General features: G+C 65.5%; 15 protein-coding genes and 1 tRNA gene. 3 read left to right on the forward strand and 13 right to left on the reverse strand.

What is annotated here, in order from left to right:
* The 3 genes from ACFZCE_RS05595 (at position 1) to ACFZCE_RS05605 (ending at position 2,590) form a co-directional block, all read left to right on the forward strand.
* Complete coding sequence (locus ACFZCE_RS05595; RefSeq protein WP_390936831.1) at positions 1-1,188, forward strand: aromatic amino acid transaminase; 1,188 nt, start codon at positions 1-3, stop codon at positions 1,186-1,188.
* 66 nt (positions 1,189-1,254) lie between these two features.
* Positions 1,255-1,330, forward strand: a tRNA-Asn gene (locus ACFZCE_RS05600).
* Between the two features lie 225 nt (positions 1,331-1,555).
* Positions 1,556-2,590, forward strand: a complete 1,035-nt coding sequence (locus tag ACFZCE_RS05605) for an MASE2 domain-containing protein (protein ID WP_390936833.1) — start codon at positions 1,556-1,558, stop codon at positions 2,588-2,590.
* Between the two features lie 23 nt (positions 2,591-2,613).
* Here the strand turns inward: ACFZCE_RS05605 and ACFZCE_RS05610 are convergent, their stop codons facing one another.
* From ACFZCE_RS05610 to fabD, 13 genes are all read right to left on the reverse strand, one after another.
* Positions 2,614-3,171 (reverse strand): DUF1285 domain-containing protein, encoded by a 558-nt coding sequence (locus ACFZCE_RS05610; protein ID WP_390936835.1) that lies wholly within the window; start codon positions 3,169-3,171, stop codon positions 2,614-2,616.
* 14 nt (positions 3,172-3,185) lie between these two features.
* A complete protein-coding gene (locus ACFZCE_RS05615; protein WP_390936836.1) occupies positions 3,186-3,785 on the reverse strand; it encodes a DUF4823 domain-containing protein in 600 nt (199 codons plus the stop codon).
* Positions 3,786-3,854: 69 nt separating this feature from the next.
* Positions 3,855-4,487: a TetR family transcriptional regulator gene (locus ACFZCE_RS05620; RefSeq protein ID WP_390936838.1), complete on the reverse strand. Its 633-nt coding sequence runs from the start codon at positions 4,485-4,487 to the stop codon at positions 3,855-3,857.
* Positions 4,488-4,968: 481 nt separating this feature from the next.
* Entirely contained in the window at positions 4,969-5,766 is a 798-nt protein-coding gene (locus tag ACFZCE_RS05625) for a TatD family hydrolase (protein WP_390936840.1), read from the reverse strand.
* Between the two features lie 8 nt (positions 5,767-5,774).
* Positions 5,775-6,131 carry a PilZ domain-containing protein gene (locus ACFZCE_RS05630; RefSeq protein WP_390936842.1) on the reverse strand — a complete coding sequence of 119 codons (357 nt, stop codon included), beginning with the start codon at positions 6,129-6,131 and terminating at the stop codon, positions 5,775-5,777.
* Between the two features lie 26 nt (positions 6,132-6,157).
* Complete coding sequence (locus tag ACFZCE_RS05635) at positions 6,158-7,141, reverse strand: DNA polymerase III subunit delta' (protein WP_390936844.1); 984 nt, start codon at positions 7,139-7,141, stop codon at positions 6,158-6,160.
* Positions 7,134-7,766, reverse strand: coding sequence for a dTMP kinase (gene tmk, locus ACFZCE_RS05640; protein WP_390936847.1), 633 nt, complete (start codon positions 7,764-7,766; stop codon positions 7,134-7,136). The genes ACFZCE_RS05635 and tmk overlap by 8 nt, the downstream gene beginning before the upstream one ends.
* Positions 7,763-8,896, reverse strand: a complete 1,134-nt coding sequence (gene mltG / locus ACFZCE_RS05645; protein WP_390936849.1) for an endolytic transglycosylase MltG — start codon at positions 8,894-8,896, stop codon at positions 7,763-7,765. The genes tmk and mltG overlap by 4 nt, the downstream gene beginning before the upstream one ends.
* A gap of 3 nt (positions 8,897-8,899) precedes the next feature.
* Complete coding sequence (gene pabC / locus ACFZCE_RS05650) at positions 8,900-9,715, reverse strand: aminodeoxychorismate lyase (RefSeq protein WP_390937492.1); 816 nt, start codon at positions 9,713-9,715, stop codon at positions 8,900-8,902.
* Complete coding sequence (gene fabF / locus ACFZCE_RS05655) at positions 9,715-10,959, reverse strand: beta-ketoacyl-ACP synthase II (RefSeq protein WP_390936851.1); 1,245 nt, start codon at positions 10,957-10,959, stop codon at positions 9,715-9,717. Before fabF ends, pabC begins: the two co-directional genes overlap by 1 nt.
* 112 nt (positions 10,960-11,071) lie before the next feature.
* Positions 11,072-11,308, reverse strand: a complete 237-nt coding sequence (acpP, locus tag ACFZCE_RS05660; protein ID WP_390936853.1) for an acyl carrier protein — start codon at positions 11,306-11,308, stop codon at positions 11,072-11,074.
* 212 nt (positions 11,309-11,520) lie between these two features.
* Entirely contained in the window at positions 11,521-12,261 is a 741-nt protein-coding gene (gene fabG, locus ACFZCE_RS05665; RefSeq protein ID WP_390936855.1) for a 3-oxoacyl-ACP reductase FabG, read from the reverse strand.
* Between the two features lie 16 nt (positions 12,262-12,277).
* Positions 12,278-13,216, reverse strand: a complete 939-nt coding sequence (fabD, locus tag ACFZCE_RS05670) for an ACP S-malonyltransferase (protein WP_390936857.1) — start codon at positions 13,214-13,216, stop codon at positions 12,278-12,280.
* Between the last annotated feature and the right edge of the window lie 54 nt (positions 13,217-13,270).

Below are 13,270 nucleotides of genomic sequence, written 5' to 3' on the forward strand. Positions count from 1 at the left end.
ATGAGCCTGTTTTCTGCCGTCGAATTGGCACCCCGCGACCCCATCCTGGGCCTTAACGAAGCCTTCAACGCCGACACCCGCACCGACAAGGTGAACCTGGGCGTGGGCGTGTATTGCAACGAAGAAGGGAAGATCCCCCTGCTACGCGCGGTGATCGAAGCGGAAAAAACCCGCGTGGCCCAGCAGGCCTCGCGCGGCTACCTGCCCATCGACGGCATCGCCAGCTATGACCAGGCCGTGCAAAAACTGTTGTTCGGCGAAGCCTCGCCGCTGCTGGCCGCCGGCCGCGTGGTCACCGTGCAGGCCGTGGGTGGCACCGGCGCGCTGAAGTTGGGCGCCGACTTCATCAAGCAACTGGCGCCCAACGCCGTGGTCGCCATCAGCGATCCGAGCTGGGAAAACCACCGCGCGCTGTTCGAACGCGCCGGTTTCCCGGTGCAAGACTACCGCTACTATGATGCGACCAGCCATGACGTGAACCGTTCGGGCATGCTCGACGACCTGCGCGCCCTGCCGCAAGGCTCGGTGGTGGTGCTGCACGCCTGCTGCCACAACCCCACCGGCGTGGACCTCAGCCCTGCCGACTGGCAGAACGTGCTGACCGTGGTCCGCGAGAAAAACCACATTCCATTCCTCGACATGGCCTACCAGGGCTTCGGCGACGGCATCTACGAAGACGCCGCCGCGGTGCGCCTGTTCGCCGAGTCGGGCCTGGATTTCTTCGTGTCCAGCTCGTTCTCCAAATCGTTCTCGCTGTACGGCGAGCGCGTCGGCGCGCTGTCGATCGTCACCGCCAGCAAAGACGAAGCCAGCCGCGTGCTGAGCCAGGTCAAGCGGGTGATCCGCACCAACTACTCGAACCCGCCAACCCACGGCGCCAGCATCGTTGCCGCGGTCCTGGGCAATGCCGAGCTGCGCGCGCTGTGGGAGCAGGAGCTGGCCGAAATGCGCCAGCGCATCAAGGGCATGCGCACCGAGATGGTCGAGCGCCTGGCCGCCCACGGCGACTTCAGCTTCGTCGGCCGCCAGCGTGGCATGTTCTCCTACTCGGGCCTGTCGGCCGCCCAGGCCCAGCGCCTGCGCCAGGAGTTCGGCGTGTACGCGCTCGACACCGGGCGCATCTGCGTGGCGGCGCTGAACAGCCGCAACATCGAGCAGGTCACCGCGGCCATCGTCAAGGTGCTGTAACGCCCCTTCGCCTGCACCGGGGGAAGTTGACTTCCCCTTGTGCATCAGTAAGATACGCACCGTTGTTCCGCGATAGCTCAGTCGGTAGAGCAAATGACTGTTAATCATTGGGTCCCTGGTTCGAGTCCAGGTCGCGGAGCCATTTTCCTTCCCAGCCCCTTGGCTGCGGCGCAACACTCCTGGTCATTCTGACCAACGGCCTGACAGAACGACGAACGCATGCCACAGTTGTTCCCATCGAAAACGGGATCCTGTACATTGCCGATCGTTGGACGCGCCTGGCTTACAACTGATAACAGCCCTCCCCCCAGCCCTCGGCCCAGCTTCATCTCCTCCCACAGCCAGCTATTCGTGGAACGGTCGCCCCATGCTCACCAGTCGCCAGGCAGGCATCAGCTTCGCCAAACGGATTTTCGCCCCGCGCGTGCTGGGCTGCGCGCTCAGCTTCATCTACATCGTGGTGGTGATTCGCGAACACGCCCCGCCCGGCTGGGTATGGGTGTGGATGCTCGCCAATGGCTTCATCTGGCCGTGGGCCGCCCGCTACCTGGCACTGCACGCCCAGCAACCTTACCGCGCCGAGCTGCGCAACCTGCTGGGCGATTCGCTGCTGGCCGGTGGCTGGGTGGTGGTGATGCACTTCAACTTGCTGCCCAGTGCGATGTTGCTGTCGATGGTGGCGATGAACAACGTCGCCGCCGCCGGCCTGGGCTTCATGCTCCGCGGGCTGCTGGCGAAGGCCCTCGGCCTTGGCCTGGGCATTCAGTTGCTGGGCCTGCAGGTGCACTGGCAAAGCTCGACCGAGGTGGTCGTGGCCTGCCTGCCGATGCTGATGATCTACCCCTTCAGCGTCGGCTGGGCCAGCTATACGCTGGCGTCGAGGCTGTTCGAGCAGCGCAAGGCCTTCGACATCGCCAATAGCTACGACGAACACAGCCGGCTGCTGCCGTACAACCGCTGGATGAGTGAACTGGCCGCCGACCACCAGCGCTGCCGGCGCAGCAACGGCCACGCCACCCTGCTGGTGATCTGCATCGACGACCTCGCCGCCCTGCACCGCCGCCACGGCCACTGGGTGGCCCAAGCGGTCACCGCGCGGCTGGGGCATATCATTCTGTCGGAGGCGCGTACCCTGGATGTGATCGGCAGCAATGGTGCCGACGCCTTCTACCTGCTGATGCCGACCCTGCGCGAACGCGCGGCGGCCCAGTGCCTGGCGCGCATCCGTGGGCAGTTCTGCCACTTCGGCGGCAGCCACGCTGACCTGCCCAACCTGGCGGTGAGCATGGGCATGGCTGAATACACCTACCTGCAGCACAACGAGCTGGATTGGTTCGAGGCCGCGCACCAGGCGCTGGAAATGGCCCGTGAGCAGGCTGGGGTGGTGGCTGAGGCGGGTTAGCAGGGTTTAGCCGGGCCAAGCGCTCACAACACGCCGAGCGGGAACATCACCCCATCACTCCACACCCCCAACCCCGGCTGCCCAGCGACCTCGCACGGCACGGCCAGCTCGACCAGTTGGTAGAACACATTACGGTGGATCAACGCCTCGAACTCGCCGCGCACTCGCACATAGGGCGCAGGCTCGGCGGTTTCAGGGTGGGTGCTGACCCGCATCGGGTGCTCGGGGCCGGCGGTGAAGCGGTTTTCGCAGTTGTCGGTGAAGTGCAGGCGCTGCTGCTCGCCCTGCCCTTCGACCTCCAGCAGAACCGCCACGAACGGCGCGTCGTCTACCTGGATGCCGACCTTTTCCACGGGCGTGACCAGGTACCACTGGCCGTTTTCACGCTTGAGGATGGTCGAGAACAACCGCACCATCGGCTTGCGCCCGATCGGCGTGCCCAGGTAGTACCAGGTGCCGTCGCGGGCGATGCGCATGTCTATGTCACCGCAAAAGGCGGGGTTCCACAGGTGCACCGGGGGCAGGCCCTGGGCCTTGGGAATCTGCCCGAGCAGGTCGTTGGCCTTGGCGGGGCCGCTCATGTTGCCTCCAGGGGTTACCGGCTTACGCCCAACAGGCTACTAGCGTAATCCTTCATGGGGGGGCCGAGCAAATCGGCGGGCTTGTGGTTGTACAGCGTCAACAGCCCGCCCCGGGCACGTACGGTGGCCGAGTCGATCAGGTAGCGGGTGCTGGTTTCGATCAGCATCATCTGCACCACACCCGTGTCGATGCCCAGGCGGTCGGCGTCCTGGTCCTGGAGTTCATCGGTGTTGCCGATGCGGTCATCGGCGGCGGCAAAGCGGGTGTACAGCAGGTAATTGGCGCCATAGCCGCGGGCTTCAGCCAGCGCTTGCTCGAGGCCGGCGGTCTGGCTGGCGCGGCGCACCATCGGGAAATACTGCACAAAGGCGGTGAAGGCCTCTTCGGCGACCACGTTCGGCCGCGGATAGCTGCTGCCCGGCGGGGCAAACGGGCCCTGGGCGATGTAGATGAACGAGTCGGCCTGCAGGCGGAAGTTGTTCAGCCGGTGGGTCTGGCTGTGGTCGAGCACGCCCGCGTCGCTCAACTGGTCATGGGCGACCTGGCCCATGTCACTGACACTCATGCAGCCACTGAAGGCCACTACCACGAAAATGAGCCACAACCTGCGCATCGTTCCTCCCGGAGCCAGTGTCGGAAAACCGGCGAATGCCCCGGAGGATGCAGCTTTCACGCCAAAGGCTCAGGCCGGGTCGGTGTCGCGTTTGCGCTTGTTGCCCATGCGCACGCCGATGTCCATCAGGAACTGGAAAAACCCCTCTTGGTCTTCGAGCACGTTGCTCCAGAACGGCGAGTGGTACAGCGCCACCGCGCCATGCACCAGGGCCCAGGCCGCGCAGTAGTGAAAGTACGGCGGCACGTCTTCAAGCTTGCCCTCATCAATGCGGCCCTTGATCAGCAGCGTCAGCCGCTCGAAGTTCGAGGCGCGGATGCTGTGCAGTTGCTCGACCATTTCCGGCACCTGGCTGCCCTTGACGACTTTTTCTTCCAGGCGATCAAACAGCCGGTAACGCTGCGGGTCGCGCATGCGGAATTCGAAATAGGCCCGCGACAGCGCCTCGCGATCACGGTCAACGTCAGTGGAGTGCAGCAGCGCGTTGAGGTCGCGCTCGTAGTCGAGCATCAGCCGCAGGTAGATTTCGGCCTTGGATTTGAAGTGCTTGTAGATGGTGCCTTTGCCGATACCCACGGCATCGGCGATCATCTCGACGGTCACGCTGTCTTCGCCCTGGTCGAGAAAAAGCTTGAGCGCGGTGTCGAGTATTTCTTGTTCTCGGCGGCGAAATTCGCGCACCTTTCGGGGTTCTTTCTGCATTGTAGGCACAGGCGGCTGTCGAAAAAACGTGGCGCCATTATGCCTGCTTGGCGCAAAAATGCACGGCAGGGGGCGGTTTATCCCGGGGGCGATCCGGCCCAAGCAGGGGGGCGTTCCGGCCGCCACCCAGGGCGACCCTTCATCGGAAAGCAACCCAACGCTCAGCCATGCGCACGTCGAGCCAGGCGGCTTGGGCATTCCTATAAGAAACCGCGAGTTATCACCGCAAGCTTGTCTAGTACGGTCACTTGGGCCGGCCAATGGGTGCTCATGGCCGGCCGGTTGATTCCAAATCTGTTTAAAAAACGACCAAACAGAACTGGCAAGGTGCCAACAGTGGCCAATACTTGAGGGTGTTGGCCGCCATACCCCCCAAGTGGCAGGCCGATAAAGGCGCGGATGGACCGCGCGCCTTTGTTTTACTCCTAATGGTCTTAACCCGGATTCCTCCCCCAGATTCCGGGTTTTTTTTGCCTGCTGTTCAGGCCCGCGCGAGCGGGAACAGGCGGCGGAAGTTGGCGCTGGTCTGCTCGGCGAAACGCTCGTACGGCACACCGCGCAGCATGGCCAGGTACTCGGCCACTTCCCGCACGTACTGCGGCAGGTTGGGCTTGCCACGGTAGGGGATCGGCGCCAGGTACGGCGCGTCGGTTTCAACCAGCAGGCGGTCCGCCGGCACCTGGCGCGCCACATCGCGCAGGGCGTCGGCGTTCTTGAAGGTCACGATACCCGAGAGGGAGATGTAGTAGCCCATGTCCAGGGCTTCACGGGCCATCGGCCAGTCTTCGGTGAAACAGTGCAGCACGCCGGCCTGGGGCAACGCCGCCTCGCGCAGCATGGCCAGGGTGTCGGCACGGGCGGCGCGGGTGTGGATGATCACCGGCTTGCCCGTCACCCGCGCGGCGTCCAGATGCAGGCGAAACGACGCCTGCTGCACCTCGGCGGCCTCCGGCTCGTAGTGGTAGTCCAGGCCGGTTTCGCCGATGGCGACCACATGGGGGTGGGTGAGCTCGCCCACCAGCCAGTCGAGGGTTGGCACCCCGTTGGGGTTCACGTCCAGCGGATGCACGCCCACCGAGCAGTCGACATCCGGGTAACGCTCGGCCAGTGCCTTGACCGCCGCGGCGTTGTCGGCGCTCACGCCAATGCACAGGAAGTGCCCTACGCCACGGGCGCGGGCCGCCTCCAGGGCGGCATTGAGGCTGCCGCCATGGGCGCTGAGGTCGAGGCGATCGAGATGGCAGTGGGAATCCACCAGCCGGGGGGTGCTATCAGGCATGAGGGCGATTACATCGTATGGGTGGGGCGGTCGGCAGCCAGCGCGCCGGCCAGGTAGGTTTCGATCTTGTTGCGGGCGGTGTCGTCGCCGTCGTTGAACTGCACGCCCACGCCAGCGGCGCGGTTGCCCTGGGCACCGCGCGGAGTGATCCAGGCCACCTTGCCGGCCACCGGGATTTTTTCGGCTTCGTCCATCAGGTTCAGCAGCATGAACAGCTCGTCGCCGAGCTTGTAGCTTTTGCTGGTGGGGATGAACAGCCCGCCGTTCTTGAGAAACGGCATGTAGGCCGCGTACAGCACGGCTTTGTCCTTGATGGTCAAGGACAGGATGCCGTTACGCGGGCCAGGTGAAACAGGTTGGTTCATGAGATTCCCTTACTGCTTGCCACCGGTTACGCCTGGCCGGGCAACGCGGCCCACCGCACCAACAGCGCCTCGAGTAGCAATGCGCGATTGAGGTTGGCCTTGCCCAGCACCTTCTGCCGATGCTGGAGCACCCAGTCTTGGGTCTCGAGCACACGGCCTTGCGGGCTTTTCTGAGCGAGATATTGCAGCACCTTGCGCATATCGCTCAAGCCCAGGCCATTTTCGTCTTCCGTGAGCTGGTAGCGCAGGATGCCCTGTGCCCAGTCACAAAACCAGTCGAACAGCATAAGCAGTGGCACATTGCCCCAACTCTCGGCCAATTGGCTAGGCCCTTGTTGCTGTTTGAGCAATTGTTTTACCCCTTCGACCACCAATGCGCGCTGCTCGCGGGCGCCTTCGGCTTGCAAGCGCAGCGCCACCAGCGGCGAACCCGCTGCCAGTACCAGCAACTCGGCGCGCTCTTCGGCGGTGGCCTCGGGCAGGGCGCCAGCCAGCCACTGCTCACTCTGCGCCGCCGAGGGCAGCGGGCAGGCTTGCTGCACGCAACGGCTCTTGATGGTCGGCAGCAAGCGGCTGGGCTGGTGGCTGACCAACAACAGCACGGTATTGCCCGACGGCTCCTCGAGGCTTTTCAGCAATGCGTTGGAGGCGTTCAGGTTCATGGCCTCGACCGGTTCTACCAGTACGACCTTGCGCCCGGCCATTTGTGCGGTCTGGCTGACGAACTCGACCACTTCGCGCACCTGGTCGACCCGGATCGCCTTGTCGGGCTCATCTGGCTGCAGGATAAAGGCGTCTGGGTGGGTGCCGGCGGCCAGCAGTAGGCAGGCCTTGCAATGGCCACAGGCTTCGAGGGCCGGCTGCTGGCACAGCAGCAGGGCGAGCAAGCGCTCGGCCATGGCCCGCTTGCCGATGCCGGCCGGGCCGTGCAGCAAGTAGGCATGGGCATGCTGGCGGCGCCCGGCCAGTTGTTGCCAGAGGCTGGCCTGCCACGGGTAGGCTTCAGCCACGGGCGCGCTCCAGCAGCCCGGGCAGCAGCGCGCTCAAGGCGCTTTGCACCTGCGCCAGAGGTTGCGCCGCATCGACCAAATGATAACGCTGCGGCGCGGCCGCGGCCCTCGCCAGGTAGGCCTGGCGCACCGCTTCAAAGAACGGCCGGCCTTCGAGCTCGAAGCGGTCGAGCCGGCCCCGGGCGGCGGCGCGGGCCAGGCCGACGTCGACCGGCAGGTCGAACACCAACGTCAGGTCGGGGCGCAGGCTGCCCTGCACGAACTGCTCAAGCGCCGCGATGCGCTCGCTGGGCACGCCACGGCCACCGCCCTGGTAGGCGTAGGTGGCGTCGGTAAAGCGATCACACAACACCACCTCGCCGCGTTGCAATGCCGGGCGGATCACCCGCTCCAGGTGCTGGGCGCGCGCGGCGAACATCAGCAACAGTTCGGTATCGACCGCCATCGGTTCTTCATCGGTGGCCAGCAGCAGGTCACGGATGCGTTCGGCCAGGGCGGTGCCCCCCGGTTCGCGGGTGAGCACCACGCTCAGGCCCGCCGCGCGCAGGTGGCTGGCCAGGAATTCGCGGTTGGTGGTTTTGCCGGCGCCTTCGGGGCCTTCAAGGGTGATGAACAGGCCAGTCACGGTTGGCTTCCTTGTGCGGGTTCAGGCGCGGTACCGGTGCCGGTGCCGCTGCCAGGCGCCGGCGCTGCCTCGGCCGGCGCGGCGGCGGGCGCCGCTGCGGGCGCGGGGCTAGAGCGGTAGTCCGCGCGGCGCTTGAGTTGGAATTCGCGGACCGCTTCGTTGTGCGCGTCCAGGTCATCGGAGAACACATGGCTGCCGTCGCCGCGGGCGACGAAATACAGGCTGCTGCCGGGCGTGGGGTTGAGCGCGGCGTGGATCGCTTCGCGGCCGATCATGGCGATCGGCGTAGGCGGCAGGCCAGGGTTCAGGTAGGTGTTGTAGGGCGACGGCTCCTTCAGGTCGGCGCGGGTGATCTTGCCGTTGTAGCGCTCGCCCATGCCGTAGATCACGGTAGGGTCGGTTTGCAGCAGCATGCCGCTTTGCAGGCGGCGGATGAACACCCCGGCGATTTCGCCGCGTTCCTGGGGCACGCCGGTTTCCTTTTCGATCAGCGAGGCCATGATCAACGCTTGGTACGGGTCGTTGTAGGGCGTGCTGCTGTCGCGGCCCTGCCACTCCTGGGCCAGCACCGCATCGAGGCGCGTGTAGGCCTGCTCGAGCAGCTCGAGGTCACTGGTGCCCTTCACGTAACGGTAGGTGTCGGGGAAGAACCGCCCCTCGGGGAATACACCCGGGTGGCCGAGCTTGGCCATGACCTCGTCGTCGCTGAGGCCAGCGAGGGTTTGCCGGAGTTTTTCCTGGCGGCCCAGCGCGGCGCGCACCTGGCGGAAGGTCCAGCCTTCAACCAGGGTGAGGTTGTACTGCACCACCTCGCCGCGTTGCCACAGGCCGAGGAGGTCTTGCATCGACATGCCGGGGGCCAGGCGGTACTCGCCGGTGTGCAAGGTCATGCCGTTGGCATTGAAGCGCCAGTACCAGCGCAGCCAGAAGGCATCGCGCAGCACGCCATCGGCCTCGAGGCGGCGGAACATGCCGACCGGGGTGGCCCCGGCGGGCACGTCGATCAGCCGCTCGGTGGGCAGGTTGAGGGTTTGCTCCACCGAGCTCTGCACCTTCCAGGCCCCCACGCCAAGCGCGAGCCCGGCCAGCACCAGCAGTGCCTCGATCAGAACGAGCAATTTACGTATCACGAATCAGGTATCCAGTAACTCACGGACAAGGCGTTGCAGTGTACGGGTCACCGCCCCGACCGGCCAGACCAGATCACTACAGGCTATGACCGGCCAGATACCGTACACGCTGTTGCACACGAACACTTCATCGGCGCTGGCGAGGTCTGCCCAAGCCAGGTCGGCCACCTCGGCCACCAGGCCCTGCCCCGGCGCCTGGGCCAGCAGCTCGGCGCGCAAGGTACCGGCCACGCCGCAACGGCCGAGGCTGGCGGTGCGCAGGCGCTGGCCGTTGACCAGAAACAGGTTGCTGAACACACCCTCGACCACTCGGCCCTCGGTGTCGCGCATCAGCCCTTCGGCCTCCTCGCGCCCTTGCCACTCGGCGCGGGCCAGCACCTGCTCGAGGCGGTTCAGGTGCTTCAGGCCCGCCAGCGCCGGCTGGATCGCCAGGCGGGTCTGGCAGGGGAACAGGGCCACGCCATCACGGGCATGGCCCTCGGGGTAGGCGGGCAACGGGCTGGCCTGCAGAATGCGCCGGCAGCGTGCTTCGGGGCTGGCGGCATAGCCGCGCAGGCCGTCGCCACGGGTGATGATCAGCTTGAGTACACCCTCGCCCATGGCCTGGGCATAGCGGGTGAGCTCAGCTTCGACCAGGGCCAGGTCGAGCGGTAACGCCAGGCGCCGCGTCGCCTCGCCCAGGCGTTGGAGATGGCGCCCCAGCAGGCGCGCCTGGCCGGCACTGACGCGCACGGTTTCGAACACGCCATCACCGTAGGCCAGGCCGCGGTCGGCGAGCCCGACGGCATGCGCCGGCAGGCCATCGACCCAGGGCTCTATCAAGCCTGGTACCGGCGGAACACCAGCGAACCGTTGGTACCACCAAACCCGAAGGAGTTGGAGATGGCCACGTCGATGGGCATCTTGCGCGCTTCGTGGGGCACGAAGTCGAGGTCACAGCCCTCGCTCGGCGCGTCCAGGTTGATGGTCGGCGGCGCAACCTGGTCACGGATCGCCAGCACGCTGAAGATCGCCTCGACCGCACCGGCGGCGCCCAACAGGTGGCCGGTCATCGACTTGGTCGAGCTCACGGCCAGTTGCTGCGCGTGGGCGCCGAACACCTGCTTGATGGCGTTCACTTCGGCCAGGTCACCGGCAGAGGTAGAGGTACCGTGGGCGTTGATGTACTGCACCGCCTCCGGCGCCAGCCCGGCGTCGCGCAGGGCCGCGGCCATGCAGCGCGCGGCACCGGCGCCATCCTCGGGCGGGGAGGTCATGTGGAAGGCATCGCCGCTGGTGCCGAAGCCAACCAGCTCGGCGTAGATGGTCGCGCCACGGGCCTTGGCGTGTTCGAGCTCTTCGAGCACCAGCGCGCCGGCGCCGTCAGACAGCACGAAACCGTCGCGGTCTTTGTCCCATGGCCGGCTGGCGCGGGCGGGCTCGTCGTTGCGAGTAGACAACGCCCGCGCCGCGCCGAAGCCACCCATGCCCAGGCCGCAAGCGGCCATTTCGGCGCCACCGGCGATCATCACGTCGGCGTCGCCGTAGGCGATATTGCGCGCGGCCATGCCGATGCAGTGGGTGCCAGTGGTGCACGCCGTGGCAATGGCGTAGTTAGGCCCCTGCAAACCCAGGTGGATGGACAGGAAACCGGAAATCATGTTGATGATCGACCCAGGCACGAAGAACGGCGAAATGCGCCGCGGGCCCTGGGCGTGCAGCGTATTGCAGGTTTCTTCGATGTTGGTCAGGCCACCGATACCCGAGCCCATGGCCACGCCAATGCGCTCACGGTTGGCGTCGGTGACTTTCAGGCCCGCGTCGTTCAAGGCCTGAAACCCGGCCGCCAGGCCGTACTGGATGAACAGGTCGAGCTTGCGCGCTTCCTTGGCGGAAATGTATTGCTCGACGTCAAAGCCTTTGACCGAGCCGCCGAAACGGGTTGAAAAGGCAGACAGGTCCGTGTGTTCGATCGGACCAATGCCACTGCGGCCTTCCAGAATGCCCTGCCAACTGGTGGGCACATCGGTACCCAGCGGCGACAACATTCCCATCCCGGTGACCACGACGCGTCTACGCGACACAGTACTCTCCTTCAAAACTTGCTATGCACCACGCTACGCCGGTGCCAAACAAAAAACCGCACGCCGGCTGGCAGTGCGGTTTTCCCTGACAAGACGTGTCAACGCCGGGCGATTAGGCCTGGTGAGCGTTGACGTAGTCGATGGCAGCTTGAACGGTGGTGATTTTCTCGGCTTCTTCGTCAGGGATTTCGGTCTCGAATTCCTCTTCCAGAGCCATCACCAGCTCAACGGTGTCAAGGGAGTCGGCACCCAGGTCTTCAACGAAGCTGCTGGTCAGCTGGATCTCTTCTTCTTTAACGCCCAGTTGCTCGGCGACGATTTTCTTGACACGTTCTTCGATGCTGCTCATACCTAATTTTCACTCCTAATGGACATATGTCAGGCGCCTGGCCGAAGGGTAAGTTTATAGAACAGCTTAGGCTTTTCAAGTTGAAAGCGTTGCTATCCCTACCCAGCGGCCAATCGCCTCAAATTCGGGTCCCGCTTTATAACGGATTTTCGCGAAAGGCGCCCGCCTTTTTTCGAACGCCCGTTCACCATAAAGCGTTTACCTGATCCAGGTTACATGTACATGCCGCCGTTGACCGGTACGGTTGCCCCGGTCACGTAAGCCGCGCCCTCGGAAGCCAGGAAGGCCACCACACTGGCGATTTCCGCGGCTTGGCCAAGGCGGCCGGCCGGGATTTGCGTCAGCAGCGCTTCGCGCTGGGCGTCGGGCAGCTCACGGGTCATGTCGGTGTCGATGAAGCCCGGGGCCACCGAGTTGACGGTGATGTTCCGCGAGCCCACTTCACGCGCCAGGGCGCGGCTGAAGCCTTCGAGGCCGGCCTTGGCGGCGGCGTAGTTGGCCTGCCCGGCGTTACCCATGGCGCCCACCACCGAACCGATGTTGATGATACGCCCCCAACGGGCTTTGGTCATGCCACGCAGCACGCCCTTGGACAGGCGGAACAGGCTGTTGAGGTTGGTATCGATCACGTCGCTCCATTCATCATCCTTCATGCGCAGCATGATGTTGTCGCGGGTGATGCCGGCGTTGTTGACCAGCACCGCCGGCGCGCCGAAGCGCTCGGCGATCGCCGCCAGCACGGCCTCGACCGAAGCTGGGTCAGTGACGTTCAGCGCCATGCCGGTGCCTTCGACGGCGTTTTCCTTGAGGGTGGCGGCAATGCGCTCGGCACCGCTTTCAGTGGTGGCGGTACCGATCACGATGGCGCCCTGGCGGCCCAATTCGAGTGCGATCGCCTGGCCAATGCCACGGCTGGCACCGGTGACCAGTGCCACTTTACCTTTCAGGCTCATGCCCGTTTCTCCTGTATCAGGCCAGCGCCGCGCGTGCGGCGGCGAAGGCATCCGGGGTGTCGAGGTTGAAGGTGTTCACGCCTTCGGCGCAACGCTTGTTCAGGCCGGCCAGGACCTTGCCCGGGCCGCATTCGACCAACTGGGTGGCGCCCTGCTGGGCCAGCCAGGCGACGGTCTCGACCCAGCGTACCGGCAGGTACAACTGCGCCAGCAGGTTCTGCTTGAGGTCGTCGAGGTTGGCGGCCACCGCGGCGGTGACGTTCTGCACCACCGGCACCGCCGGCGCTTGCCAGTTGATGGCCTCGATGGCCGCGGCGAACTTCTCCGCCGCTGGCTTCATCAAGGCGCAGTGCGACGGCACGCTGACCGGCAGCGGCAGGGCGCGTTTGGCACCCTTGGCCTTGCAGGCTTCGATGGCGCGGGCCACCGCCGAGGCGGAGCCGGCGATCACGACCTGGCCGGGGGAGTTGAAGTTGACCGCGCTGACCACCTCGCCATTGGCCGAAGCGGCGCAGGCGGCAATCACGTCGTCATCGGCCAGGCCGAGGATCGCGGCCATGCCGCCCTGCCCGGCCGGCACGGCCTCCTGCATCAGTTGGCCGCGGCGCTCGACCAGGCGCACGGCATCGGCCAGGCCAACACTGCCGGCGGCGACCAGCGCGCTGTATTCGCCCAGGCTATGGCCCGCCACATAGGCTGGCTGCGCGCCACCCTGGGCTTGCCAGAGGCGCCACAGCGCAATGGAGGCGGTGAGGATGGCCGGTTGGGTTTTGTCCGTCTGGTTCAGCAGTTCGACCGGGCCGAATTGGCACAACGCCCAGAGGTCGTAGCCAAGCGCGTCGGAGGCTTCCTGGAAGGTATCGACCACCACGCTGTGCTGTTCGCCCTGCTCGGCGAGCATGCGCAGCGACTGGGAGCCCTGGCCCGGGAAAACGAATGCGAGGGATGCAGACATAGAAACACGCCCTTGTTGGTTGACCGTTCATTGAACCGCGCCGGCCGCTGGCCT

The organism is Pseudomonas sp. NPDC007930 (assembly GCF_042958985.1).
GTDB lineage: Bacteria > Pseudomonadota > Gammaproteobacteria > Pseudomonadales > Pseudomonadaceae > Aquipseudomonas.

What these genes read in the sequence shown, in the direction of transcription:
- ACFZCE_RS05595 (WP_390936831.1), top strand. Translation starts at nt 1, where the DNA reads ATGAGCCTGTTTTCTGCCGTCGAATTGGCACCCCGCGACCCCATCCTG.
- ACFZCE_RS05605 (WP_390936833.1), top strand. Translation starts at nt 1,556, where the DNA reads ATGCTCACCAGTCGCCAGGCAGGCATCAGCTTCGCCAAACGGATTTTC.
- ACFZCE_RS05610 (WP_390936835.1), bottom strand. Translation starts at nt 3,171, where the DNA reads ATGAGCGGCCCCGCCAAGGCCAACGACCTGCTCGGGCAGATTCCCAAG.
- ACFZCE_RS05615 (WP_390936836.1), bottom strand. Translation starts at nt 3,785, where the DNA reads ATGCGCAGGTTGTGGCTCATTTTCGTGGTAGTGGCCTTCAGTGGCTGC.
- ACFZCE_RS05620 (WP_390936838.1), bottom strand. Translation starts at nt 4,487, where the DNA reads ATGCAGAAAGAACCCCGAAAGGTGCGCGAATTTCGCCGCCGAGAACAA.
- ACFZCE_RS05625 (WP_390936840.1), bottom strand. Translation starts at nt 5,766, where the DNA reads ATGCCTGATAGCACCCCCCGGCTGGTGGATTCCCACTGCCATCTCGAT.
- ACFZCE_RS05630 (WP_390936842.1), bottom strand. Translation starts at nt 6,131, where the DNA reads ATGAACCAACCTGTTTCACCTGGCCCGCGTAACGGCATCCTGTCCTTG.
- acpP (WP_390936853.1), bottom strand. Translation starts at nt 11,308, where the DNA reads ATGAGCAGCATCGAAGAACGTGTCAAGAAAATCGTCGCCGAGCAACTG.
- fabG (WP_390936855.1), bottom strand. Translation starts at nt 12,261, where the DNA reads ATGAGCCTGAAAGGTAAAGTGGCACTGGTCACCGGTGCCAGCCGTGGC.
- fabD (WP_390936857.1), bottom strand. Translation starts at nt 13,216, where the DNA reads ATGTCTGCATCCCTCGCATTCGTTTTCCCGGGCCAGGGCTCCCAGTCG.